Source organism: Streptomyces sp. MB09-02B, from assembly GCF_033794485.1.
In the GTDB taxonomy this organism is placed as follows: Bacteria; Actinomycetota; Actinomycetes; order Streptomycetales; family Streptomycetaceae; genus Streptomyces.
In genome coordinates this window covers 1-24,354 of record NZ_JARGEE010000099.1, presented here as the reverse complement: position 1 = coordinate 24,354, position 24,354 = coordinate 1, and the positions used below count along the sequence as shown (strand labels likewise).

The window sequence follows — 24,354 nt, the reverse complement described above, 5'->3', positions numbered from 1 at the left end:
CAAGAAACCGCCCCACCACCCCGTACCGCTCCGGCAGCGTCACGATGACATGCAGCCCGGCGGCGATCCCCGACACCTCCGCCCCCGGAAAGTGCTCCGCGAGCGCCGACACCAGCACGTCACGCCGCTCCCGATACGCCCGCTGACACCGCCGCAACTGCCGGTCGTAGTCCCCCCGCTCCACGAACCGCGCGAACAGCGCCTGGTCGATGGTGGGATGCCCGAGATCCATGGTCCGCTTGCGCTCGACGACCTCCTCCGCCAGCCACGCCGGTACGAGCAGCCACCCGAGCCGCAGCCCCGGTGCGAGGGACTTGCTGACGGACCCGGTGTAGGCGACCCGTTCGGGGTCGAGACCCTGCAACGCCCCCACGGGGGCCCGGTCGTAGCGGAACTCCCCGTCGTAGTCGTCCTCGACGATCAGCCCGTCCACCGCCCGCGCCCAGTCGAGCAGGTCGCCCCGTCGCCGCGCGGTGTACGCGATCCCGGTCGGGAACTGGTGCGCCGGCGTCGTCACCACCGCCCGCACCCCCGACTCCCGCAGCGGCCCCACCGCCAGTCCCCCGTCGTCCAGCGGCAACGGCACGGTGCCGAGCCCGGTGGCGGCGTACAGCGTCCCGTGCTCGGGGCTGCCCGGGTCCTCGACGCCCACGACACGTGTCCCGCGCGCGTGGAGCACCGATCCGAGGAGCGTGGTGGCCTGGGCCACCCCGGAGACGACGACGATCCGCTCCGGGTCGGCGACCACTCCCCGCCGCCGGGCGAGCAGTTCGGCGAGCGCGGTGCGCAGCCGGGGCAGCCCGCGCGGATCCGGGTAACCCAGCTCGTGGTGCGGCAGCTCCGCGAGGACCCCGCGCTGGGCCGCCGCCCACGCCGCACGGGGGAACAGCGACAGGTCGGGCGTCCCGGGCACGAAGTCGGCGCGGGCACCCGGCGGACGCGGAGCGAGGTCCCGCGCGCGGGGCGGCGCCGGCGTGCCCACGGCGGCCCCCACCCAGGTCCCGGCGCCCCGGCCGCTGCGCAGATAGCCCTCCGCGACCAGCTGCTCGTACGCCTCCGTCACCAGCCCGCGCGAGACCCCGAGGTCGGCGGCCAGCTCCCGGCTCGCCGGCAGGCGTGTCCCCCGCGCGAGTCGCCCCGACCGGATCGCCTCCCGCAGCGCCGCCTGCAACGTGCGTCCACGCGCGCGTGCGGGCGCGTCGGCGACGGGGAGCAGCAGCTCCCAGGCGGCGGCCCAGGGAGCGGATCCCGAGAGTGCGTCGCCCTGGCCGGAATTGGTCCCCGATGACGTCATGGAAGTGGACCTTAAACGGGACCGCCGACCTTCCTAACGTCGCGACCATGAAGCCCACGCCCACCACCCCGACCACTACGACCCGCACGCCCCGAACCCCTTCCGCGATCTCCGGCGCCCTCCTCGCCGCCCTCGCCTGCGTGCTCGTCGGCGGTTCCTTCACCGCCAACAGCGTCCTGGGCGACTACCCGTACGCGGGGGGCCAGTTCCTCCGCTACGGCCTAGCCTGTCTCCTGCTGCTCCCGTTGCTCGGCCGGGGCGGAACAGCACCCCTGCGCCGTCTCACCGCACGGCAGTGGGCCCGACTGGGGCTGCTCGCGGCGGTCGGTATGGTCGGCTTCAACATCGCCGTACTCGCGGCCGAACGCTCGGCGGAACCGGCGGTACCGGGGGTCTTCGTGGGCTGCGCCCCGATGGCCGTGGCCGTTCTCGTCCCGCTGGCGGAGGGCCGGCGCCCGCGACGGATGGTCCTGTACGGGGCGTTGCTGGTGGCGGTGGGCGCGTTCACCGTCCAGGGCTGGGGCCGTACGGACGGCGCGGGGATCGCCTTCTCGGTGTGCGCGCTCGCGGGCGAGATCGGCTTCGCGGTGCTGGCCGTGCCGGTGCTGGGACCGCTCGGGCCGTGGTTGCTGTCGGCGACCGTGTGCGCGGTGGCCGCGATCGAGTCGGCCGTCGTCGGCATGGTCGTCGACGGCGGCGCGTGGCTGCGCCGCCCGGACGGCACGGAGGCCGCCGCGCTGTTGTGGCAGGCGGCGGTCGTCACGGTCGTCGGGTTCGTGTGCTGGTACATGGGCGTGCAGCGCATCGGTGCCGAGCGCGCCACCCTCTTCTCCGGGCTCATCCCGGTGGCCGCCGCCTGCACGGCCCCCCTCGTCGGCACGGGCTCCTACGGTGCCGCGCAAGCCGTCGGGAGCGCGCTGGTGGGTGCCGGGGTCGCCCTGGGAGCGGGGGCGCTGACCCGCCGCCGGGCGGCGGCCACCGTGGAGGACGGGTCAGCGGCAGTCATCGAGGGCCGGCCGGCGGCTGCCGTCGAGGGCCGGCCGGCGGCTGCCGTCGAGGGTCGGTCAGCGGCTGCCGTCGAGGATGACGCGGGCGACCAGCGCGGGGTCGTCGTTCATGGGGCAGTGGCCGCAGCCGGGCAGGCGCACCAGCCGGGCGCCGGGGATGATCCGCTTGGCGCGGACGCCCTGGCGGCGCACGAGGAGCCAGTCCCGGGTGCCCCAGGCCACGGTGACGGGAAGCCCGGGGACGTCGTCGGTGAACAGGACGCTGCCACCGGCCCGGAGGGTCTCGTCGAACCCGGTGGCCCCCGCCAGGGCGAGTGTCTCGGCGACCACCGCCTCGGGTGAACGGCGGCCCGGGCGGGCGTAGATGGTGCTCGTCAGGGCGGTGCGGCCGGCCGCCGACCGGGACAGCCGCTCCACCAGCGGGAGCGGCATCCGGCGCGAGATGTGCCGCATGGTGAGCAGGACGCCGAACGCGTAACGCCGTTCGGCCTCGTTCCAGAACCCGGCCGGGGACAGCGCCGTGACGGACCGTACGAGCTTCTCGCGGCCCAGCTCCAGGGCGAGCAGACCGCCCAGGGAGTTACCCGCCACATGGGGGCGGTCGAGCTCCAGCGCCTCGCAGAAGGCACCGAAGACGGCCGTCGTCGTGGGCAGGTCGTAGGTGAGCCCGTCCGGCAGCGCGGGCGACGCGCCGAAGCCGGGCAGGTCGACGGTGATGACCTCGCGCTCGGCCGCCAGGATGTGCGTCACCGGGTCCCAGGCCTGCCGGTGGTGACCGATGCCGTGCAGCAGGAGCAGCGGTTCACCGGTGCCCTCGCGGGTGTAGGAGACCGTCACGGACCGCGGACCGAGCGGGGAGGGGACCTGGAAGGAGACCGTGGCGGCGGACATGGTGCAGCTCCTCGTCTGGGCGGATGGACGCGCCGGCCTGCGGCGGTCGTAGACAGCTTGTCAGCAACTGCTACCGGCGGGTAGTCCCCGGGAGTAACAAGCCGCGCGCATCGGACGGCAGCGATCACCGGAATCGCCTGGACACGGCCCAGCCCCTCGGGTTGGGATGGGACGGTGACCACCGACATCGCGATCGACGTCTTCGAAGAGCACCGCCCCGTCCTGATGGGAGTCGCCTACCGGATGCTCGGCCGGGTCGCCGACGCCGAGGACGTGGTCCAGGAGGCCTGGCTGCGCTGGTCCGGAGCCGACCGCTCCGACGTGCGCGAACCGCGCGGCTACCTGGTCCGTGTCACCACCCGGCTCGCCATCGACCGGCTGCGCCAGGTGCAGTCCCGCAACGAGACGTACCCCGGCCCCTGGCTCCCCGAGCCCTACGTCACCGACTACGCGGCCACCGTCCCGGACACCGCCGAGCGGGCCGTCCTCGCCGACACCGTCTCGCTCGCCGTCCTGGTCGTCATGGAGTCGCTCTCGCCCCTGGAGCGCGCCGTGTTCGTGCTCCGGGAGGCCTTCGGCTACCCGTACGCCGAGATCGCGGCCATGATCGACCGCGCCGAGCCGGCCGTGCGCCAGCTCGCCGGGCGGGCCCGCCGCCATGTCGACGAGCGGCGCCCGCGCTACGAGGTGGATCCCGGCGAACGCCGAGCGCTCACGGAGAAGTTCCTCGCCGCCGCGGCAGGCGGCGACCTCGACGGACTCATGGCGCTGCTGGCCCCCGACGTCCGTCTCGTGGGCGACGGCGGCGGCATCGGAAAGGCCCCGGTGCGCGTCCTCGAAACCGCCGACAAGGTGGGCCGGTTCGTGCACGGCGCGGCCGGCAAGGGCGTGCGGGAGGCGTCGTTCCGGTTCATGGAGATCAACGGCGGTTTCGCCGTGGTCCTCCTGACCGGCGACAAGGTCGACAGCGTCTTCCAACTCGACGTCGCCGACGGGCGCATCCAGTGCGTCTACATCGTCCGCAACCCGGAGAAGCTGCTCTCCCTGGCGGTCGTGAAGCCTTGATGAACGCTGTCGGGCGTCCGGCCCGCCGGACGCCCGGGGGTTCGATGATTGGTCTTGACCAAGGGTGGGGGCACGCCTATGGTCGCAAGAAAGTGCAACAACCTTTAATAAACAAGGGCGCTAAAAACGCCGCCGGGCCACGGCGAAGCAGCGGAGGACAGGGTGGGGACCCAGCAGCTGGAATCGGTGCCGGAACCGAAGTACTGGCATCTGAAGACCGTGCTCAGTGAGGCATTGGACTCCGAGTTCTCGGTGGGGGAGATCCTGCCCAACGAACGTGACCTCGCGGCCCGCTTCGGCGTCGCCCGGGCCACCCTTCGCCAAGCGCTGGAGCAGCTCGAACTGGAGGGTCGACTGCAGCGCCGTCGCGGCGTCGGCACCACCGTGGCGCCCCCGCGCGTGGGTGTCGCCGTCGGCACCGAACAGCACGCTTGGCCGGGCACCGTGGGCGACGCCTGGCAGGCCGTGGACTGCACAGCATCGGCTCCGCCCGTGGCGGTCGCCGACATCCTGGAGAGCGTCCACGGGGAGCAGGTGCACGTCGTACGCCGCTCCCGCATGTCGCACGGCCAGCCCGTCGCCGCCGAACTGCTCTACGTCCCGGCGGCCTCGGTGCCCGCCCTCTCCGCCATAGACGCGCCCTCCGGTGCCGCACGCGCGCGTGCCGTCCTGCGCGAGCTGCAGCGCCTGGAACTGGAGCGACAGGACCGCTCGGTGGAGCTGGGCTCCGCCCGCGCGGACGACGCCAAGGAGCTGGACCGGCTGCCGGGCGCGCCCGTCCTGGTCGTCACCACCCGCTTCTTCGCCGAGGGACGCACGGCGGCTGTCTCCCTGGCCACCTACCGTGCTGACACGTGCCGCCTGACCTTCGGTGCCTCGGGCGGCGTCGAAATCCACCACGGCCCGGAGCGCCGCGCGTCCTGACGGCGCCGACAGCGTTGTCTCCGGCCGCACCGCACCGACCGCAGCCACTGCCGCGCCCCGGACCCCGGGGCGCGGCGTCCCTGTGCCCGCCGGTGGTTCAGCGGCGCGCCGTCACCGTGCCCTCCACCGCGAAGAGCTGTTCCTCGACGTGGTCCAGGGCGAGCCGGAGCGCGCCCATGGCGACGGCCGCCTCGCCCAGCCGGGAGAGGGCGACCCGGGGCGGACGCAGGCAGTAGCGGGCCAGCTCGCGGCGCAGGGGGTCGAGGACGTCGTCGATGCCGGCGGCCCAGCCGCCGACGACGACCAGCTCGGGATCGAGGGCCAGGACGAGGGCCGTCACGTCGTGGACGAGCCGCTGTATGAAGCGGTCGACGGCCTCACGGGCCCGCGCGTCGCCCTCGCGCGCGTGCTTGAAGACCTCGGCGACCGCCTGCTCGTCCAGCGGGTGCAGGGGCTCGCCCGTGGTCGACAGCAGCGTCTCCGGGGTGGCCTCCCGGCCCAGCAGATGCAGCGCGCCGATCTCCCCGGCCGCGCCGCCGTACCCCCGGTGCAGCCGCCCGCCGATCAGCGAACCGGCACCCGGGCTCAGCCCCGCCAGCACGAACACCACGTCGTCGGACTCGGTGGCGGCACCCTTCCAGTGCTCGGCCACGGCGGCCGCGTTGGCGTCGTTCTCGACCAGCACGGAGCACTTGAAGGAACGGCTCAGCCGCTCGCCCAGGTTCAGTCCCGTCCACTCCGGCAGGGCCGAGCACAGGCGTACGGCGCCGTCGGCCTCGATGACCCCAGGACTGCCCACCCCGACCGCGCGCAGCGAACCGCGTGACACACCGGACCTGCGGAGCAGCTCGGCGACGGTCGAGCGCAGCCGCTCCAGCCGGTCGTCCGCCGACGCCGACTCGGAGACCTCCTTGGACAGCGAGCCCAGCACCCGCCCGTCGAGGTCCGCGAGCAGAGCGGCCACCCGGTGCGAGCCCACGTCCAGCCCCAGCAGATGGCCGGCCTCGGCCCGGAACCGGTAGCGCCGTGCCGGGCGCCCCTGCCGCCGGGCGGCACCCTCCTCGGCGGCCCGCTCGACCACCAGCCCGGCCTCCACCAACCCCTCCACGACACCCTCGACCGTGGGCCGGGACAGCCCGGTGACCCTGGTGATCTCGGTCAGCGTCGCGTGGTCCGTGGCCCGCAGCGCGTGCAGCACCACGGCCGAGTTGATTCTTCGAAGCAGAGAAGGATCCCCGCCGGTCAGTGGCCCCAACGCCCGTCCTCCCAGCTCGCGCCCGATGTCTGCCGGATCGTACTCGCCACGACGCACCCCGGCGAGTGCCCGCCGCCCCCGACCTGCACGAATTCCCAGGGACCCATGACCATGCCGATCGTCACCGTGCCCCGCCCCGGTCTCCTGACGCCGTGCCAATTGTCAGTGGTGCCCGCTTTACTGGACCGCATGAGCATCACGCACCACCTCGCCGTGATCGACCGGCTGCGCTCCGAGGAGTTCCCCGCGGAGTCCGGCCGGTCGGACGTCGGCACGGCGGGGCCGGGGTACCACGTCGCCGAGTTACGGACGAGCGCCGACTTCTGGGAGGACGACGGCACACGGCGCGAGGAGACCGAGGAACAGTTCGAGGCGGACCGCGACGCCCTGTCGGAGCTGCTCACCGCACGCTGGGGTGCCCCGGCCGTGTTCAGCCTCTGGAGCGTCCTCGACCGGTCGATGGACGGCGAGGACGTACCCGAGCCCTGGGCGGCGCTCAGTTCCCACGTCCCCGACCTGCACCTCTGGCAGGTCGACGGCCGCTGGGTCGCCCTCGGCGTCTCCCAGTGGGACAAGGAACTGCCGTTCCAACTCGTCGCGTTGATAACGGAGATAGACCCGCCTTGACCAGCCGGGCGCGGCGCCGGGCAGCCCGTGCCGCCAGGCCGACGTGCGGCGGGCGGCCGGGCCGACGTGCGGCGGGCGGCCGGGCCGACGTGCGGCCGCTCAGCCCTCCGCCGCCACCCGCAGTCGGGCGAACTCCTCCGCCATGGTCGCCGCCGTCCAGTGCGCGTTCAGTCCGCTCGGGTTGGGCAGCACCCACACACATGAGGCCCCGATCGTCCTCTCCTGCGGTCCGACGGCGGCCTTGCGGTCGCCGAAGGCGGCGCGGTACGCGGTCACACCGACCACCGCGAGCCAGCGCGGGCGCAGCCGTTCCACCTTGGCGGTCAGCAGCCGGCCGCCCTCCACGTACTCCTCGGCCGTCAGCTCGTCGGCGCGCGCCGTGGCGCGGGCGACGACGTTGGTGATGCCGAGCCCGTACGACGGCAGTTCACCCTGCTCGGACGGCTTCAGGAGCCGGGGCGTGAAGCCGGACAGGTGCAGGACGGGCCAGAAGCGGTTGCCGGGGCGGGCGAAGTGGTGGCCCGAGGCGGCCGTCATCAGCCCCGGGTTGATGCCGCAGAAAAGGACGCGGAGGCCGTCCGCGGTGACGTCCGGCACCAGCCGGTCGCGGGCGGCCTCCAGTTCGGCCTGGGTGTAGCGGGTCAGAGGATCGCCCCCGGCGTGTAACCGGCGGCCTCCGGACGCTGCTTCACGATCTCCTCGATCCGGCCGACGACGACGGCGACCTGGTCGGCGGCGGCGCCGGTGAAGGAGAGCTTGTCGGACATCAGCGCGTCCAGCCCGGCACGGTCCAGCGGGATGCGGTCGTCGGCGGCGAGCTTGTCGAGCAGCTCGTTGCGCTCGGCGCCCTGCTCGCGCATGGCCAGCGCGGAGGCGACGGCGTTCTCCTTGATGGCCTCGTGCGCCACCTCACGGCCGACGCCCGCCCGCACCGCGCCCATCAGCACCTTCGTCGTGGCGAGGAAGGGGAGGTAGCGGTCCAGCTCGCGCGCGACGACCGCCGGGAACGCGCCGAACTCGTCGAGGACGGTCAGGAAGGTCTCCAGCAGACCGTCCAGCGCGAAGAAGGCGTCCGGCAACGCGACCCGGCGCACCACCGAGCAGGACACGTCGCCCTCGTTCCACTGGTCACCGGCCAGCTCGCCCGTCATCGAGGCGTAGCCGCGCAGGATGACCATGAGGCCGTTGACGCGCTCGCACGACCGCGTGTTCATCTTGTGCGGCATGGCGGACGAGCCGACCTGACCGGGCTTGAAGCCCTCGGTCACCAGCTCGTGCCCGGCCATCAGCCGGATCGTCTTGGCCAGCGAGGAGGGGGCCGCCGCCAGCTGCACCAGCGCGGTCACCACGTCGTAGTCCAGCGAGCGCGGGTAGACCTGGCCGACCGAGGTGAACGCCTGCGCGAAGCCGAGGTGCCCGGCGATCCGGTCCTCCAGCTCCGACAGCTTGGCGGCGTCCCCGCCCAGCAGGTCGAGCATGTCCTGGGCCGTGCCGACCGGGCCCTTGATGCCGCGCAGCGGGTAGCGGCCGAGCAGCTCCTCGACGCGGCCGTACGCCACGAGCAGTTCGTCGGCGGCGGTCGCGAACCGCTTGCCGAGGGTGGTGGCCTGCGCGGCCACGTTGTGCGAGCGGCCGGCCATGACCAGCTCGCCGTACTCACCGGCCAGCTTGCCGAGCCGCGCCAGGACGGCCACCGTACGGTCGCGGACCAGCTCCAGGGAGAGCCGGATCTGCAACTGCTCGACGTTCTCGGTGAGGTCCCGGGAGGTCATGCCCTTGTGCACGTGCTCGTGCCCGGCGAGGTCGTTGAACTCCTCGATCCGCGCCTTCACGTCGTGCCGCGTGACCTTCTCGCGCTCGGCGACGGAGGCCAGGTCGACGGTGTCGAGGACCCGCTCGTAGTCGGCGAGCGCCTCGTCCGGCACCTCGATGCCGAGGTCCTTCTGGGCCCGCAGCACGGCCAGCCAGAGCTGCCGCTCCAGCCTCACCTTCTGCTCGGGCGACCAGAGCGTGGCGAGCTCGGCGGAGGCGTAGCGTCCGGCGAGGACGTTCGGGATGCGGGGCTTGGCTGGCGCAGAAGTCACGTGTACGGATTCTACTGGCGATTCGTGCAGGTGAGCGCCGAGGGTCTCTTCGGAGGAACCTACGAAGAGGATCGCCGGAGCCTAGGCGGAGGACTCCGCGCCGTCGGCCAGCTCCGCCAGGATGTCTCCGTGGCACGGCTCGGGCGCGCACCAGCAGGCCAGCGTCTTCCCGCGCAGCTCCGGCACGAGGGCCATCAGCTCGGGGTCGGCCGTCAGGTACTCCCGGTACTTCGCCATGATCTCGGCCCGCGTCCCGTCGCGCTTCTTCTTCTCGGTGTCGTACTGGAACGGGTTGTAGAGCGGGTGCTGCGGCAGGTCCCAGTGGCCCATGGTCCAGCGGCGTCCGATGTAGACGAGGTCGCTGGGGGCGAACTCCATCCGGGGTCCGAAGTCGCGGATGCGGCCCTTGAGGTTGATCACGGTCGTGGTCACACGCGCCTCCCGGCAGGACGGCTCCCTACGCTACGCGCCGGCAGCACGCACCGAACACCGCTGTTTCTCCTGCGGAGATCCATCAGAAGTGCCCTACGTGCGCTTGAGCGTGGGCATGAGGCGGAGGGCGTTGTCACGGTAGATGCCGCGGCGTTGGCGGTTGGTGAAGACGGGGTCGGTCTCGACGGCCGGGACCGTGAAGCCGGTGATGATGTCGGCGGAGGCGGCCGGCCAGTCGGTGCCGAAGAGGATCCGGTCGGCACCGGCCGTGGCCACCAGCGTGCCCGAGGGGGCCAGCGGGCCCGCCGTGTCGTAGTAGAAGCGGTGGAGATAGTCCTGGACACGGGCGGCGTCGAGGGGTGGGGTGCAGAAGCTGCCGAAGGCCTTCATGCGGGTGGCGATCTGAGGGAGGAACCCGCCGGCGTGTGGCAGGACGACTGACAGGTGGGGGTAGCGGTCGAGTGTCCTGGTACGGATCAGATTCACGGCGGCACGCGTGGAATCCAGCAGGAAGTCGCACATGAAGTTCGGGATTCCGGGGACGGTGGGCACGCCGGGTGGTCCGCCCGGGAGGTCGAGCGGGTGGGTGACAAGGACAGCGGAGCGTTCGTCGAGTTCGGCGAGGAAGCGGTCGTAGGAGGGGTCGCCGAGGTAGATGCCGTTGTAGTTGGCTTTCACGCTGACTCCGACGGCACCGAGCTCGTCGAAGGCGTGTTGGAGAGCCCACGTGGTCACATCGGGATGGTCCAGGACAGCAGGGGCGAGGATGGCGAAACGGCCGGGGTGTGCGGCCACCAGGTCGGCCATTGCCTCGAAGACGACAGTGAGGCCTTCCCTGGCCTGCGCGGCGGAGCGGTACCGGTCCTGCATGGTGGGGTTGAGCACCGCGGTCGCGATGCCCACCCGGTTCATCAGCGCCAGAGTGGAGTCCAGGTCCCAGCGTGCCCACCACGGCAGTTCCTGCCGCCGCACCAGGCCCTCACGCTCGGCCCAGTCGACCCATGCCGGAGCGGTGAAATGGTGGTGGACATCGATCCTCGAACGGCTGCCGTCGTCACCGCTCTGCGAGCCCTGGGGCCCCGCTTCCTCCCTGGCCAGAGCGCTGGCCCCACCCGTGGCGGCGACGGTGGTCGCCACCGCGCCACCGGTGATCAGCAGACTGCGCCGACTCATGGCCTCGGTCGATTCCGGCATCCGCGTATCCCATCCGTAGCTCCGGCTTGCTGCACCACGATGGCCCGGCGACGGGCCTGTGATCAGCACGGCGTGCCCTGTTCGAGGCTGGTTACCTCGGACGGACGCGGTCCGGAGGGCGGCGCCCGGCCGTTCCCGCCGTCGTACGGCTTCGAGGGCCGGGCGCCGAGTGCGGACCGCCGATGGGGAGGGCGTCGTGCGCGGCATCGATACGGATCCACCTGTACTTCGACCGGTGCCGGGCATCCGGACGAGGATCAGGGTCACGTTCCCAGCCGTCGCCAGCCCGTCACAGGTCCGGGGTTCGTGTCGTCCATAGGGGTGACCCAGAAGGCTTTGCCCAGCTCAGCGCTGAACTGGGCGCCTGTCCGGCCGTCCCCGGAGGAGCGGCCGGTGAGACGGCGCCCTATCCACGGCAGCAGGTACTGCCGGGCGAACCGCGCGTGGGCCACCTGGCGGGCGGTCCAGCCGGGCGGCGGGGTGACGGGCATCGGCGTCCGCCACTCCGGGTCCTCCGCCTCGTGGCCGAGCGTCTGCCAGACCGCCTCGGCGACCCGGCGGTGCCCTTCGGCGGTCAGGTGCAGCCGGTCCACGTCCCACATGCGGGGATCGCTCAGCGAGGCAGCGCCGTAGAGGTCGACGACGAGGGCGCCGTGCCGGGCGGCCAGGTCGTCGACGCATGCGAACAGCTCCTCCATGCGCGGCCGGAACCGCTCCAGGACGGGGCCCTGGCGGCCGGGGCTGCGCATCAGGACGAGCTGCTTGCAGGCGGGGGCGAGACGCTCCACCGCCTCCTCCAGCAGGCCGCGCACCCGGCCCATGTCGCACTTCGGCCGGAGTGTGTCGTTCAGGCCGCCGACCAGGGTGATGACGTCCGCCTCCATCGAGGCCGCGACCTCCACCTGCTCGGCGACGATCTGGCCGATCAGCTTCCCGCGCACCGCGAGGTTGGCGTACCGGAAACCGGGCGTCCGCGCGGCCATGCGGCCGGCGAGGAGGTCCGCCCAGCCACGGTACGTACCGTCGGGGAGGAGGTCGGACATGCCCTCGGTGAAGGAGTCGCCGACCGTGACGAGGCTGGAGTGGGCGGGACCAGAGGCGGGAGGACCGGCGGGGCTGTGATTCGTCTGCATGGCGTCGAAAATGGTACCCCGAAGCACATACCCAGCGGTCGGTCACTTTGCTCACAGCCGCCCGCCGCCCGCCGCCCGCCCTCGGGCTGAGGATGGGCAGCGGGCGGCGTGCCTCAGACGGCCGGCTGTCCGAACAGCTCCCGCAGGACGTCCTCCATGGTCACGATGCCCCCGAGCCGCCCGTCCTCGCCCAGCACGGCCGCCAGGTGCGTCCGGCTGCGGCGCATCGCGGTGAGCACGTCGTCCAGGGGCGTGGTCTCCCGCACCCGGGCGATGGACCGCATGTCCCGGACGGAGAACGGCACGTCCCTCGGGGCCGCGTCGAGCGCGTCCTTCACATGGAGGTAGCCCACGATCCGGCGCCCCTCGTCGACCACGGGGAAGCGGGAGAAGCCGGACTCGGCCGACAGCCGCTCCAGCTCCTCCGGGGTGACCCCCATGCCCGCGTAGACCACGCGCTCCAGCGGGAGCACCACGTCCCGCACGGGTCGACGGCCCAGTTCGAGCGCGTCGCGCAGCCGCTCCTGCGCGCGGTCGTCGATCAGCCCGGCCTCGCTGGAGTCCGCGACGAGACGGGCCAGTTCGGTGTCCGAGAAGGTCGCCGCGACCTCGTCCTTCGTCTCGATCCGCATCAGCTTCAGCAGCGTGTTCGCGAAGGCGTTGACCGTGAAGATCACCGGGCGCAGCGCACGCGACAGCGTCACCAGCGGCGGACCGAGCAGCAGGGCGCTGCGTACCGGCTCCGCCAGGGCGATGTTCTTCGGCACCATCTCGCCGAGCAGCATGTGGAGATAGGTGGCGAGCGCCAGGGCGATCACGAACGAGATCGCGTGACCCGCGCCCTCCGGCACACCCACCGCGTGGAACAGCGGCTCCAGCAGGTGTTCGATCGCGGGCTCCGCGACCACACCGAGCACCAGGGTGCACAGGGTGATGCCGAGCTGCGCGGCCGCCATCAACGCGGACACGTGCTCCAGACCCCACAGCACACTGCGGGCCCTGCGGTCGCCCTGTTCGGCGTACGGTTCGATCTGGCTGCGGCGTACGGAGATCAGGGCGAACTCGGCGCCCACGAAGAAGGCGTTGACGACCAGCGTCGCCAAGCCGATCAGCAGCTGGACGGCGGTCATCGGGTCTCCTCCTCGTGCTCCTCGGCGGACGCGACCGGCGCGTGCAGCAGCACCCGCGCGGCCCGGCGCCCGGCCGCGTCCACCACGTCGAGCCGCCAGCCGGCGACCTCCACGCTGTCCCCGACGGCCGGGATACGGCCCAGTTCGGTGGCGACGAGGCCCGCGAGGGTCTCGTACGGCCCCTCGGGCGCGCGCAGGCCGACGCGGGCGAGCTGGTCGGTGCGGGCCGAGCCGTCGGCCGAGTACAGCTCGCGGCCGTTCTCGTCGCTGCCGACGGGGGCCAGGTCGGGTGTCTCGTGCGGGTCGTGCTCGTCGCGGACCTCGCCGACGACCTCCTCGACGATGTCCTCCAGCGTCACGACGCCGGCGGTACCGCCGTACTCGTCGATGACGACGGCCATCGTTCGCTTGCCGGAGAGCCGGTCGAGGACCCGGTCGACGGTCAGCGACTCGGGCACGAGCAGCGGCTCGCGCAGCAGTTCGGCGACGGACGTGCGCAGGCGGCGCTCGGCGGGCACGGCGAGGACGTCCTTGATGTGCACGGTGCCGATGACCGAGTCCAGGCTGCCCCGGTAGACGGGGAAGCGGGACAGGCCGGTGGCCCGGGTGGCGTTGGCCACGTCCTCGCAGGTCGCCTGGGCTTCGAGGGCGATGACCTGGACGCGCGGGGTCATCACGTTCTCCGCGGTCAGATCGGCCAAATTCAGCGTGCGCACGAACAGCTCGGCGGTGTCCTCCTCCAGGGCGCCCTCCTTGGCCGAGTGCCGGGCGAGGGCCGCCAGCTCCTGGGGGCCGCGCGCGGAGGCCAGTTCCTCGGCCGGCTCGATGCCGAAGAGCCGTACGAGACGGTTGGCGGTGTTGTTGAGATGGGTGATGAACGGCCGGAACGCGGCGCTGAACCAGCGCTGCGGGTTCGCCACCTTCTTCGCCACCGGAAGCGGTGCCGAGATCGCCCAGTTCTTGGGCACCAGCTCGCCGACGACCATCAGCACGACGGTCGACAGGGCCGTACCGATCACGAGGGCCACCGAGCTCGACGCGGAGGCCGGCACGCCGACCGCCTCCAACGGGCCCGCGATCAGCTTGGCGATGGACGGCTCGGCGAGCATGCCGACGACCAGGTTGGTGACGGTGATGCCGAGCTGGGCGCCGGAGAGCTGGAACGTCAGATTCCGGACGGCCTTGAGGGCGCCCGCGGCACCCCGTTCGCCGCGCTCCACGGCCCGTTCCAGCCGGCCCCGGTCGACGGTGGTCAGCGAGAACTCCGCGGCGACGAAGGCACCACAGATCAGCGAGAGCAGCACCGCCACCAGAAGGAGGAGCACTTCGGTCATCGGGTCACCTCCGTCCCATGGTCGGACAGAGGCGGCAGGAATGCGCGACGTCGGGCGCCCGCGCCGGTGCCGGTACGGCGTCGGGCGTCGGTGCTGGTGCGGCGTCGGACATCGGTGCCGGTACGACGTGGGGCGCTGGTACTGGGAGGCTCGCCCATGGGCGGACGCTCACAACCTTTCCGTGGAGGTTGACGGGTCCACCCATGGTAAAGGATCGGCAAAGGCGGGTCGGTCCCGGCGGGAGGCGGTCAGTTCCCGAGCGGCTTCACCCATCGCCGCCACTTCTCCTCCGGCGCGTACCCGGCCGCTCGCCAGGCATGCTGGGCCGTCTCGTTCCGCACGAGCACCATCGCTTCGCCGCGCCGCCCGCCGAGCCGTACGAACCGCTCCTCGGCGGCGGTGAGCAGCGCCGAGCCGATGCCCCTGCGGCGGCGCCCGGGGTGCACCGCCAGCCGGTACAGATGGCATCGCCAGCCGTCGAAGCCGGCGACGACCGTGCCCACCAGCTCTCCGTCCAGCTCGGCGAGGATCAGTGACTCGGGGTCGCGGGCCACGAGCCGCTCCACGCCCTCGCGGTCGTCACTGATGCTCGTGCCCTCGGCGGCCACCTTCCAGAAGGCGAGCACGGCGTCGAGATCGTCGGGCGTCGCGGCCCGTATACGCAGGTCGGTCATGATCGGATCCCATCACGGGGGCCGCGCGACGACCTGAGATTCCAGAATCCGGACGAGGCCCGCCCACCGGGGGAGCACCGGCCGGGAGCGGTCGCCCCGCCGCGCGACCGCTCGTCTCACCTGCCCCGCAGTGCCTCGACCACCTTCGCGAAGACCTCCATGTTCGGCTCCAGGACGGTCAGGTACGAGAAGCCGTACCGCTCCCGTTGTGCCAGCACCTGGTCGACGATCTCCTCCAGCGTCCCCACCAGGACCAGCGGCAGCTGGAGGACCTGCTCCTCGCTGAGCTTCGGCAGGTGGCCGAGCCACGGCCGCACGGCGGCGGCGCGGTCCTCGGTCAGCTCGACGATCTGGATCAGCAGGTTGAGCTCGGCGGGTTCCTTCCGCCCGGCGGCGAACTCCCGGTACCGGCCGACCCGTTCGTCCAGCTCCTCGGCGGTCAGCGCTTCCAGCTTCCCGCCCGCGACCGTCCGCGCGCCCGTGAACGCCGCGATGTCCGCGTGTTCGGCGGTGGCGCGCAGCACCCGGTCACCGTTGGCGCCGATCAGCAACGGCACCCGGGTCCGCTGCGCGGGGCGTGGCATGGGGGTCCCCCCGCTCGAGCGCAGCCGAGAGTGGGGGAGGTCGTCGGAACCGAGGAGCCGGTCCAACTCCTCGACCGTGCGCAGCAGATGGTCCACCCGCTCACCGGCCGACCCCCACGGCAGACCGGCCTTCTCGTGCTCGGCCGCCACGTACCCGGTGCCGAGCCCCAGCTCCAGCCGTCCGCCGGTCAGCGCGTCCGTGGTGGCGACCTCGCGGGCGAGCAGCGTCGGGTTCCAGAAGCCCGCGTTGAGCACGAAGGTGCCGAGCCGCGGCCGCTCGGTCGCCTCCGCCGCGGCCACCAGCGACGGGAACGGGGCCGGCATGCCCAGATGGTCGGGGACCAGGATCACGTCGTAGCCGAGCTGTTCGGCGCGGCGGCACTTCGCGCGCCACTCCCCGCCCGACGTGGGGCTGAGCAGGCTGACTCCGAAGCGGAACGGGCGCGGCATGAACTCTCCTCACTGACAAGGGACTTGAGTCGGCACACCGGCGAGTACATCACTCGTGCGCGATGGCCGCCAGCACGTTCATCCGGGACGCCCGCAGGGCGGGCAGCAGGGCCGCCACCACGCCCACGACCGCGGAGCCGAGCACGACGGCGACGACCGTGCCCCACGGGATCGCCAGCGCCTTCATCCCCTGGAGCGCCAGGATCTGCTGCACGCACACGCCCCAGACCAGCCCCAGCGCGAGCCCGAGGACGGCACCGAACACGGCGATCACCACCGACTCCAGCCGGATCATCCGCCGCAACTGCCGCCTGGCCAGCCCGATCGCGCGCAGCAACCCGATCTCCCGGGTGCGCTCCACCACCGACAGCGCGAGGGTGTTGACCACGCCGAGCACCGCGATGACGATCGCGAGGCCCAGCAACGCGTAGACCAGGTAGAGCAGGACGGCGATCTGGCCCCGGACCAGCTCCTTGTAGTCGGCCTGGTCGCGGACCTGCACCTGCGGATACGCCTCCAGCGTCCGCTCCAGGTTCGCACGCAGCTCGTCGGCGTCCGCGCCGGAGCCGGTGTTCACGTACAGGGCCGAGTCCTGCCCGTCGGGCACCTGGGTCTCGATGGTGCCCATGCCGAAGAACAGCCCGCCCCGCATCCCGAAGCCGTCGGCGGTGTCCTGGTCGGTGAGCGCGGCCACCTTCAGCTCGGCGTTCTTCCCGGCGGGGAATCGCACCGGGAGCGTGTCGCCCACCGTCACGTCGTGCTCCCGCGCGAAGTCGACGTCCATGGCGATGGCACCGTCCGCGAGGGCGGCCGCGCTGTCGCCCTGGGCGTAGGTGACGTTCGCGACCTCGTCGAGCCGCCCGTCGTAGGCCGCGGCGGTCGTCTCGATCCGTTCGCCGTCCGGCAGCCGTACCGCGACGGGGGTGAACCGCTGCCGCACCACGAGGCCGACGCCGTCGGTGGCGCGGATCCGGTCGGTGACCTCCTGCGGGAACGGCAGGAAGTTCTGGTTCTGGACGACGAAGTCGGCACCGAGGGTCTTGTCGATCTCCTGGTCGAAGGACTTCGTCATCGACGCGCTCGCCACGGACATGCCGCCGACCAGCGCGATCCCCACCATCAACGCGGCGGCGGTGGCTCCGGTCCGCCGCGGGTTGCGCAGGGCGTTGCGCTGGCTCATCCGTCCGACGGAGCCGAACAGCGCGGGGATCGCCCCGCCCAGGACCCGGATCACCGGCCGGACGAGGAGCGGTCCCGCGACGACCGTCGCGACGAGGGTGAGGACCACGCCGAGGCCGAGCAGGGAGGCCGCCGATCCCGTGTCCGACGACACCGCGCACCCCACGAGCGCGGCGGCACCCGCCGCCCCGACGACCGCTCCGACCACCGCGCGCACCTTCAACGGCCGTCCGACCCCGGCGATCTCGGCGTCCGCGAGCGCCGCCATCGGCGACACGGCCGACGCCCGCCGCGCCGGCAGATAGGCCGCCACGAAGGTCACGCCGAGCCCCACGACGTAGGCCGCGACGGGCGTTCCGACGCCGATGACCATCTCGGTCGACTTCAGGTTCATCCCGAAGGCGCCCATCAGCGCGATCAGTCCGAAGGCCAGCCCGATGCCCGCGGCGAGACCGAGCGTCGACCCGACCAGGCCGAGCAGCGCCGCCTCGGTCAGCACCGACCGCCGCACCTGCCGCCGGTCGGCACCCAGCGCGCGCAACAGGCCCAGTTCGCGGGTGCGTTGGGCGATGAGCATCGAGAAGGTGTTGACGATGAGGAACATCCCGACGAGCGTCGCGATGCCGGCGAAGCCGAGCATCACGTACTTGATGACGTCGAGGAAGCCGCCGAGCGAGGCGGCGGCCGACTCGGCCTGCTCGTCGGCGGTCTCGTACTCGTACGCGGTGGGCCCCAGCGCGTCGGCGATCCGGCGTTTGAGCGCGTCGTCGCTCACCCCCGGCCCGGCGGTCACCGAGATGCTGGTGGCGGCGTCGCGATCGCCCAGCAGCTCGGTCTGCGCGACCCGGGTGTCGAGGAAGACGAGCGCGGAACCGGGGTTGGTCGTGGTGAAGGTGGCGATGCCGACGACCTTCACCTCGAAGGAGCCCGGCCGCGCGAGGACGGTCAGGGTGTCGCCGATCCGTACGTCCTTGTTCTCCGCGGTGTCCGCGTCCAGCAGCGCCTGACCCGGGCCCTCCGGCGCGTGCCCGCTCGTCAGCTTCACCGGGCTGCGGTCGGTGGGATGCCAGCCGGTGGCGATGGTGGGGGCGCCCGTCGTCGGCCCCACCGACTCGTTGTCGCTGTCGACGACCGTGACGTTCTCCACGGACGCGTCGACGTGGGCGTCCGCCACACCGTCGATCCCCGCGACGCGCTCGGCGAGCGAGGCGGGCACCGTCTCCACCGCGCCGGTCGGCAGCTGGCCCTCCAGCCCGTCGTCCTTGGGGCCCACGGTCACATCGGCCGAGGTGGAGGCGAAGAGCCGGTCGAAGGTGCGGGTGACCGTGTCCGAGAAGATCAGACTGCCCGCGACGAACGCCACGGACAGGATCACCGCGAGGGCCGAGAGCAGCAGCCGCCCCTTGTGTGCCAGGAAACTCCGCAGGGTCGCCTTGAGCACGGTCTCAGTCCTTGTCGACGTCGGCGTCGGCGTCGGCGTCGGTGGCCCCGGCCCCCGCCCCGGTGGTGGGCGTGCCCTCGGGCGTGAAGGCCGCCCGGACGGTGTCGAAGCGCTTCATGCGCTCCAGGACGGCGTCGGCCGAGGGACGCTCCATGCGGTCCACGATCCGCCCGTCCGCGAGGAAGAGCACCAGGTCGGAGTGGGCGGCGGCGCCGGGGTCGTGGGTGACCATGACGACCGTCTGGCCCAGCTGGTCCACCGCCTCGCGCAGGAAGCCGAGCACTTCGAGCCCGGCGCGGGAGTCGAGGTTCCCGGTGGGCTCGTCCGCGAAGATCAGCTCGGGCCGGGAGGCGAGGGCACGGGCGCAGGCGACGCGCTGCTGCTGGCCGCCGGAGAGCTGGGCGGGCCGGTGCCTCAGCCGGTCCCGCAGCCCGAGCGTGTCGATGACCTGGGCCAGCCACTTCTCGTCGGGCTTCTTGCCCGCGATGTCCATGGGCAGGGTGATGTTCTCGGCCGCGTTCAGCGTGGGGATCAGGTTGAAGGACTGGAACATGAAGCCGATCCGGTCCCGGCGCAGCCGGGTCAGGTCGCGTTCCCTGAGTCCGGTGATCTCGGTGTCCCCGAGCCAGACCCCTCCGGCCGAGACGGTGTCGAGTCCGGCCAGGCAGTGCATCAACGTGGACTTGCCCGACCCCGAGGGGCCCATCACGGCGGTGAAACGGCCGCGCGCGATGTCCACGTCGACCGAGTCGAGGGCGAGGACCGCCGTCTCGCCCGAGCCGTACGCCTTCGTCAGGCCCCGGGCGCGGGCGGCGATGCCGTCGCCTTCCGCGCGGCCGAGGGTGTGCTCAGCGGCAGCAGTGGACAAAACGGCCTCCAGGCTCGAACCAGTTCGAATTCCGGGCGTTCTCGGCCGAGCCTAGTGTGACCCAGGGCACAGCCGAAATCCCCCCGAGGTTCGAGGCCGTCTCCGTCGCAGGTCGGGTTCCAGCGATCGGTGTAAGGGGCACTCATGGGCGCCCTTGCTTCCGCTAGCGCTTCGGCGCTAGCGTCGAGACATGGCCAAGACCCAGCTGAACGTGCGGGTGGACGAGGACACGGCCCGAGCCGCCCGAGAACGAGCCCTGGAGCGCGGGATGAGTGTGAACCGGTACATCGAGGAGCTGGTCAGGCAGGACACCGGCGAGGCGGGCCACACTTTCGTCGAGTCCGCCGCCGACTTCATGAAGCAGTACGAGGCGGTCTTCGCCGAGGAGTTCGGCACCGAACCCGAGAACCGGCGCGAGGGACGTCACTGATCCCTTGAGTCAGCTCCGTATCGACCTCGCCTGGCTCCTGATGGTCGCCGAACGCAAGACGCCCGGCGATCCCCAGGTCACCGACTGGGGCGCCCTCGTCGCGGCGGTCGCCCGCCACGAGGCCCAGATCTTCGACATCGCCGTCTACGACACCCCGCACGCCCGGGCCGCCGCCCTGCTTCAACTCCTCCTGCACGTACCGGCGTTGGAGCGCTCCAACGCGCTGTTCGCGTCCGCCGTCGCCTACGGCTACCTCGTGGCCAGCGGCGTCAAGGTCGTCACCTCCGCCGAGCAGGTGCGCGAACTGGCCAGACTGGTCAAGAGCGGCGAGGCAGGCGTGCACGACATCACGCGGGAGCTGCGTCAGTGGAGTCAGTGAGGCCAGGCCGCCGCGCCCGGCCCAGCACGCAGTAGGAGCTGGGCAGCCGCGGCCCCTGCTCCGGCACCAGGGCCTCCCGGACCGCCCCGACCTCGAACCCGGCGGCCCGCAGCGCGTCGACCGGATCACGGGAGACGTGGCAGCCGCCGAACAGCAGTGGCCACACCGAGGCGTCCAGCGCCCGCTGGGCCGTCCGCATGGCCCGCCCACCGCCCCGGCCGTGCTCGAAGAACCGCAGCTCACCGCCGGGGCGCAACACCCGGCGCACCTCGCTCAGCGAGCGCCGTACGTCCCGCACACTGCACAGCACCAGTGACACCACGGCCGCGTCGAACGCCTCGCTCTTGACCGGCAGCGCCTCCGCCGCGCCCGGCACCACGTCCACCGGCACCTCGGCGCGCAGGGCGGCCTCCAGGGCCAGCCGCCGCAGCGAGTGCTCGGGTTCGATCGCCACCACCTCGGAGACGGCGCCGGGATAGCGGGCGAAGTTCAGGCCGTTGCCGGCCCCGATCTCGATGACGCGCCCCGACAGCCCGGCGAGCAACTCGTCGCGCAGCGGGCCGATCCTCGGCTCCGCCGACACGCTCAGTCTGGCGTAGAACCGGGCGAAGAGGGGGTGGTGCACGGCGTCCTTCGCGGCGCGGGCGCGGGCCATGAGGACCTCCCGGAGAGGGCGGTGCGGATACCGCGATTCTCCCCCGGGAAGCACCGGCTCACCCGTCGCACGGCCGTGGGGAACGACTGTGCGACGGGTGGGGTACGGCAGCGGGTGCCGGGTCAGGCGATGAAGTTGCGCACCTGCTCGTACACCCCGTGGTCGTTGTTCATCTCGTTGTGCGAGACACAGCCGACCTCGACGTTCGTCGCGCCGCTGAGGATCGCGGTGGTGTCCGGGGTGAGCGCGTCGTCGCAGTTCGACCAGTAGCTGGCGTAGGACACGCTGCCCGGTGTCTCGTCACCGGAGTTGAGCGAGGTCAGGAACGAGCTGCCGGTGTACATCTCGCCGCAGGACGTGTAGAGCCACCGGCACCAACCGGCGACGGTCGTCCCGTGGTTCACACCGGCCGTGGAGACGAAGTCGTCCACGTACGCCGTCCCGCCCAGGTTCTTCAGGTAGTAACGGGAGCTGAGCGCGCCCATGGAGTGCACCACCACGTCGACCTTCGCGGCGCCCGTGGAGGCGCGCACACTGTCGATCTTGGTCTTCAGCTGGGCCGCCGTGGTGACGTTGGACTGGCCCCAGTCGTAGGACCAGGAGTGCAGCTCGGAGGCGGTGTAGCCGTCCGCCTTGAAGTACGCGACCCAGTCGTCCCAACTGCTGGACGAACTGCTCAGTCCGTGCACGAAGACGACCGGGTTGTGGGTGGCGGCCTGGGCGGAGGTCGCCGAGAAGGAGAGCGACACAAGGAGCGTGCTGGTCACGGTCGCGAGGGCCGTGGCGATACGGCGCATGCGGCGATGCATGGTGCCTCCTGAAACGGGTGGGGTTCGTCAGGAGTGTCAGCGGGGTCTACGCGCGCCGCATCGGCGAAATCGCCGGTCTTTACTGGCCGGTTAACTCGCAAGTAACGTGATGAGCGTGGTGACTCCGGTGAACCCCCCACAACTTCCGCATCGCTCGCCACCGCCCCCCACGAACGCGTGGTCGAGCCCGAACGCAGCGTCGGCCCCCGTGCCGACGCTGTCCGAAGGCGTGCGCGTACGCCTGCTGCACGCCGCCCACGGCGACCCCCGGGCCGCCGCGGAACTCGCCGCCGCCCTCACCCGGCGCCAGCTCACGGGCCTCGACCCGCTCCCCGCCGAACCCCTGGCACTGGCCCCCGCCCTGCTGCGGACCCACCGGCGGCACGTACGGGCCCTGCCCGACGACACCCGCTTCCTGCTGCTCCTCGCCGCCGCCGACCAGTACCCGGTAGCGACGCACGCCTACGCGCGCGCCGTCACCGCCGCCGGGCTCGACACCCGCCCCCTCGACACGGCGGAGGCGGCGGGCCTCGCCCACACCACGGCCCAGGGCATCGTCTTCCGGGACGCCTGGACCCGCATCGCCGTCTACGAGTCCGCGTCCACGGCCGACAGGCGCGAGGCCCACCGCCTCCTCGCCGCCGTCCTCAACGGCGAGGGCGAGCGACCCGGCCGGTCCTGGCACCGGGCCGCCGCCGCCCTCGGACCCAGCCGCCGCCTCGCCGCCGAACTCCGCCTCGCGTCACGGGTGGCACGTGCCATCGGCGACCCGGCCCTCGCCTCCGCCCTCGCCGAACGCGCCGCGGGCCTCACTCCCGAACCGGCCGAACGCGCGCCCCTGCTGGCCCAGGCCGCCGCCGAGGCCTGGCAGTCCGGCGACGGCGACCGGGCCCGCCGCCTCGTCGCCGCCACCGACGACGACGCCCTCGGCGGACTCCTCGCCCTGCGCGCCGGCAACGCCACCGAGGCGTTCGACGCCCTGCTCACCGCCACCGTCCGGCATGTCGGCGACCACTCCTCGGACCGGGCCGCCCATCTGCTGGCACGAGCCACCGAGGCCGCCATCTACACCGGCGACCTCCGCCGCTGCCGCGAGGCCGCCGCCGTCGCCGACGGGCTCGGCGTCCCGCCGCCCAGCACCCTGGGCGCCCTCGCCGCCGCGTTCGAGGGACGCTACGACGACGCCCGCGACGTCCTCGAAGCCGCCGCCGGGCGCTGCGGTCCCGGTGGCGACCCCACCCAGCTCATCCACTCCGGGATCGCCGCCCTCCTCCTCGGCGACCACACCCGCGCCTTCACCGCCACCGCCCGCGCCGCCGCCTCCGCGCGGGCCCGCGGCGAGACGGTCACCGTGCCGCAGGCCATGGAGTTCCGCGCCTACGCCGAATTCTGGACCGGGCGCCCCAAGGCCGCCGAGGCCGCCGCCGTGGACGCCCTGCGCCAGGCGTACGCCACCGGGCAGGACAACGGGGCCTGCCACCTCCAGGCCGCCCTCGCGATGTTCGCCGCCATCACCGGCGACGAGGAGGTGTGCCGGGAGCGCGCCGAGTCCGCCCGCGCGTACGCCCTGGAGCGCGGCCTCGGACTGCCCGCCGCGCTCGCCATGTTCGCCCTCGCCTTCCTCGACCTGAGCACCGGCCGGTACGCCGCCTCGGCCGCCCGGCTGCGGGCCCTCGCCGGGTTCGGCCCCGGGCACGGGCACCGGGCCATCCGGCACCTCGCCACCCCGCACTACGTCGAGGCCGCCGTCCGCACCGGCGACACCAGGGTGGCCGTCGCCGCGCACGCCGACTACGACCGCTGGGCCCGCACCGTCCGCAGCGCCGACGACCTCGCGCTCAGCGCCCGCTGCCGAGCCCTCCTCGAGACCGGCGACGAAGCCGTCGAGCACTACCGCACCGCGCTCGACCTGCACGCCTCCGGCACCCGCGACTTCGAACGCGCCCGTACGGAACTGCTGTTCGGCAGCGCCCTGCGGCGGCTCCGCAACCGCACCGAGGCCCGCGACCGCCTGCACAGCGCCCTGGAGGCCTTCGACCACTTCGGCTCCCCGCACTGCGCGTCCCAGGCCCGCGCGGAACTCCGGGCCCTGGGGGAGCGTGCCTCCGCCGCGCCCGGCACCGAGGATTTCGCCACCCGGCTCACCGCCCAGCAGCTGATGATCGCCCGCATGGCGGCGGAGGGCGCTACGAACCGGGAGATCGCCGCACGACTGCTGCTGAGCCCGCGCACGATCGACCACCATCTGCGGGGCGTGTTCTCGCGGTTGGGGATCAGATCGAGGATCGAGCTGGTGCGGCTGTTGGGGGAGACGGATACGTGAGGCCGGCCCGTGCCCCGTCAGGGGCGCGGGGCTGTCACATCTGCGGCTCCGCCGCGGGGCGCGACCAGCCACGACGATCTCGCAGGCGACCGATCGCGGAACCCCTACGGCGCGGCTTCGGCGGCACTGAAGGAAACCGCGTCCCACACCCCACCGAGCCCCGGCGCGAGCCCTGTCCCTTATACAAATCTC

22 protein-coding genes and 1 pseudogene are annotated in these 24,354 nt (G+C 72.6%); 7 read left to right on the top strand and 16 right to left on the bottom strand.

What is annotated here, in order from left to right; all coding sequences use genetic code 11:
• A partial coding sequence (locus P1P70_RS16625; RefSeq protein ID WP_319237962.1) for a PLP-dependent aminotransferase family protein occupies positions 1 to 1,294 on the bottom strand: 1,294 nt, incomplete at its 3' end.
• Here P1P70_RS16625 and P1P70_RS16620 point away from each other — a divergent pair.
• A pseudogene (locus P1P70_RS16620) lies at positions 1,285 to 2,175 on the top strand (DMT family transporter); the annotation flags it as partial. The gene P1P70_RS16625 and the pseudogene P1P70_RS16620 sit on opposite strands and share 10 nt — an antisense overlap.
• Before the next feature lie 183 nt (positions 2,176 to 2,358).
• On the opposite strand, the gene P1P70_RS16615 reads toward P1P70_RS16620, so the two are convergent.
• Complete coding sequence (locus P1P70_RS16615; protein ID WP_319237959.1) at positions 2,359 to 3,192, bottom strand: alpha/beta fold hydrolase; 834 nt, start codon at positions 3,190 to 3,192, stop codon at positions 2,359 to 2,361.
• A gap of 174 nt (positions 3,193 to 3,366) precedes the next feature.
• On the opposite strand from P1P70_RS16615, the gene P1P70_RS16610 reads away from it, so the two are divergent.
• Together P1P70_RS16610 and P1P70_RS16605 are read left to right on the top strand one after the other, a co-directional pair.
• Positions 3,367 to 4,257: an RNA polymerase sigma-70 factor gene (locus P1P70_RS16610; protein WP_319237957.1), complete on the top strand. Its 891-nt coding sequence runs from the start codon at positions 3,367 to 3,369 to the stop codon at positions 4,255 to 4,257.
• Between the two features lie 162 nt (positions 4,258 to 4,419).
• Entirely contained in the window at positions 4,420 to 5,181 is a 762-nt protein-coding gene (locus tag P1P70_RS16605) for a GntR family transcriptional regulator (RefSeq protein WP_319237954.1), read from the top strand.
• A gap of 97 nt (positions 5,182 to 5,278) precedes the next feature.
• Here P1P70_RS16605 and P1P70_RS16600 read toward each other — a convergent pair whose 3' ends face one another.
• Positions 5,279 to 6,436 carry an ROK family transcriptional regulator gene (locus tag P1P70_RS16600; protein WP_319237952.1) on the bottom strand — a complete coding sequence of 386 codons (1,158 nt, stop codon included), beginning with the start codon at positions 6,434 to 6,436 and terminating at the stop codon, positions 5,279 to 5,281.
• Between the two features lie 189 nt (positions 6,437 to 6,625).
• Here P1P70_RS16600 and P1P70_RS16595 point away from each other — a divergent pair, with 189 nt between their 5' ends.
• Positions 6,626 to 7,063: a hypothetical protein gene (locus P1P70_RS16595; RefSeq protein ID WP_319237949.1), complete on the top strand. Its 438-nt coding sequence runs from the start codon at positions 6,626 to 6,628 to the stop codon at positions 7,061 to 7,063.
• A 99-nt stretch (positions 7,064 to 7,162) separates the two neighbouring features.
• Here the strand turns inward: P1P70_RS16595 and mug are convergent, their stop codons facing one another.
• From mug to P1P70_RS16540, 11 genes are all read right to left on the bottom strand, one after another.
• Entirely contained in the window at positions 7,163 to 7,660 is a 498-nt protein-coding gene (mug, locus tag P1P70_RS16590; protein WP_319237948.1) for a G/U mismatch-specific DNA glycosylase, read from the bottom strand.
• Positions 7,661 to 7,704: 44 nt separating this feature from the next.
• Complete coding sequence (gene purB, locus P1P70_RS16585) at positions 7,705 to 9,147, bottom strand: adenylosuccinate lyase (protein WP_319237946.1); 1,443 nt, start codon at positions 9,145 to 9,147, stop codon at positions 7,705 to 7,707.
• A gap of 81 nt (positions 9,148 to 9,228) precedes the next feature.
• Positions 9,229 to 9,579 carry a DUF4326 domain-containing protein gene (locus P1P70_RS16580; protein WP_319237944.1) on the bottom strand — a complete coding sequence of 117 codons (351 nt, stop codon included), beginning with the start codon at positions 9,577 to 9,579 and terminating at the stop codon, positions 9,229 to 9,231.
• 93 nt (positions 9,580 to 9,672) lie between these two features.
• Positions 9,673 to 10,773 (bottom strand): amidohydrolase family protein, encoded by a 1,101-nt coding sequence (locus tag P1P70_RS16575; protein ID WP_319237942.1) that lies wholly within the window; start codon positions 10,771 to 10,773, stop codon positions 9,673 to 9,675.
• Positions 10,774 to 11,036: 263 nt separating this feature from the next.
• Positions 11,037 to 11,906 carry an SGNH/GDSL hydrolase family protein gene (locus tag P1P70_RS16570; protein WP_319237939.1) on the bottom strand — a complete coding sequence of 290 codons (870 nt, stop codon included), beginning with the start codon at positions 11,904 to 11,906 and terminating at the stop codon, positions 11,037 to 11,039.
• Between the two features lie 113 nt (positions 11,907 to 12,019).
• A complete protein-coding gene (locus P1P70_RS16565; RefSeq protein ID WP_319237936.1) occupies positions 12,020 to 13,036 on the bottom strand; it encodes a hemolysin family protein in 1,017 nt (338 codons plus the stop codon).
• Positions 13,033 to 14,370 carry a hemolysin family protein gene (locus P1P70_RS16560; protein ID WP_319237933.1) on the bottom strand — a complete coding sequence of 446 codons (1,338 nt, stop codon included), beginning with the start codon at positions 14,368 to 14,370 and terminating at the stop codon, positions 13,033 to 13,035. The genes P1P70_RS16565 and P1P70_RS16560 overlap by 4 nt, the downstream gene beginning before the upstream one ends.
• Positions 14,371 to 14,618: 248 nt before the next feature.
• Positions 14,619 to 15,044, bottom strand: coding sequence for a GNAT family N-acetyltransferase (locus P1P70_RS16555; protein ID WP_319237930.1), 426 nt, complete (start codon positions 15,042 to 15,044; stop codon positions 14,619 to 14,621).
• Positions 15,045 to 15,160: 116 nt separating this feature from the next.
• Entirely contained in the window at positions 15,161 to 16,078 is a 918-nt protein-coding gene (locus P1P70_RS16550; protein WP_319237925.1) for an LLM class F420-dependent oxidoreductase, read from the bottom strand.
• A 49-nt stretch (positions 16,079 to 16,127) separates the two neighbouring features.
• Positions 16,128 to 18,698, bottom strand: coding sequence for an ABC transporter permease (locus P1P70_RS16545; RefSeq protein ID WP_319237922.1), 2,571 nt, complete (start codon positions 18,696 to 18,698; stop codon positions 16,128 to 16,130).
• Between the two features lie 4 nt (positions 18,699 to 18,702).
• Positions 18,703 to 19,566: an ABC transporter ATP-binding protein gene (locus P1P70_RS16540; RefSeq protein ID WP_319237920.1), complete on the bottom strand. Its 864-nt coding sequence runs from the start codon at positions 19,564 to 19,566 to the stop codon at positions 18,703 to 18,705.
• A gap of 190 nt (positions 19,567 to 19,756) precedes the next feature.
• Here P1P70_RS16540 and P1P70_RS16535 point away from each other — a divergent pair, with 190 nt between their 5' ends.
• Together P1P70_RS16535 and P1P70_RS16530 are read left to right on the top strand one after the other, a co-directional pair.
• On the top strand, positions 19,757 to 19,996 hold the full coding sequence (locus P1P70_RS16535) for a toxin-antitoxin system HicB family antitoxin (protein ID WP_220650197.1): 240 nt from the start codon (positions 19,757 to 19,759) through the stop codon (positions 19,994 to 19,996).
• Positions 19,997 to 20,000: 4 nt separating this feature from the next.
• Positions 20,001 to 20,375, top strand: coding sequence for a fic family toxin-antitoxin system, toxin component (locus tag P1P70_RS16530; RefSeq protein ID WP_319237917.1), 375 nt, complete (start codon positions 20,001 to 20,003; stop codon positions 20,373 to 20,375).
• Here the strand turns inward: P1P70_RS16530 and P1P70_RS16525 are convergent.
• The gene (locus P1P70_RS16525; RefSeq protein WP_319237914.1) at positions 20,344 to 21,030 is read right to left on the bottom strand and encodes a class I SAM-dependent methyltransferase; all 687 of its coding nucleotides are present in this window, start codon (positions 21,028 to 21,030) and stop codon (positions 20,344 to 20,346) included. The two genes, P1P70_RS16530 and P1P70_RS16525, sit on opposite strands and share 32 nt — an antisense overlap.
• A gap of 122 nt (positions 21,031 to 21,152) precedes the next feature.
• Positions 21,153 to 21,839 carry an esterase/lipase family protein gene (locus P1P70_RS16520; protein WP_319237911.1) on the bottom strand — a complete coding sequence of 229 codons (687 nt, stop codon included), beginning with the start codon at positions 21,837 to 21,839 and terminating at the stop codon, positions 21,153 to 21,155.
• 109 nt (positions 21,840 to 21,948) lie between these two features.
• Between P1P70_RS16520 and P1P70_RS16515 the strand changes: the two genes are divergently transcribed.
• Entirely contained in the window at positions 21,949 to 24,162 is a 2,214-nt protein-coding gene (locus tag P1P70_RS16515) for a LuxR C-terminal-related transcriptional regulator (RefSeq protein WP_319237908.1), read from the top strand.
• The last annotated feature ends 192 nt before the right edge of the window (positions 24,163 to 24,354 follow it).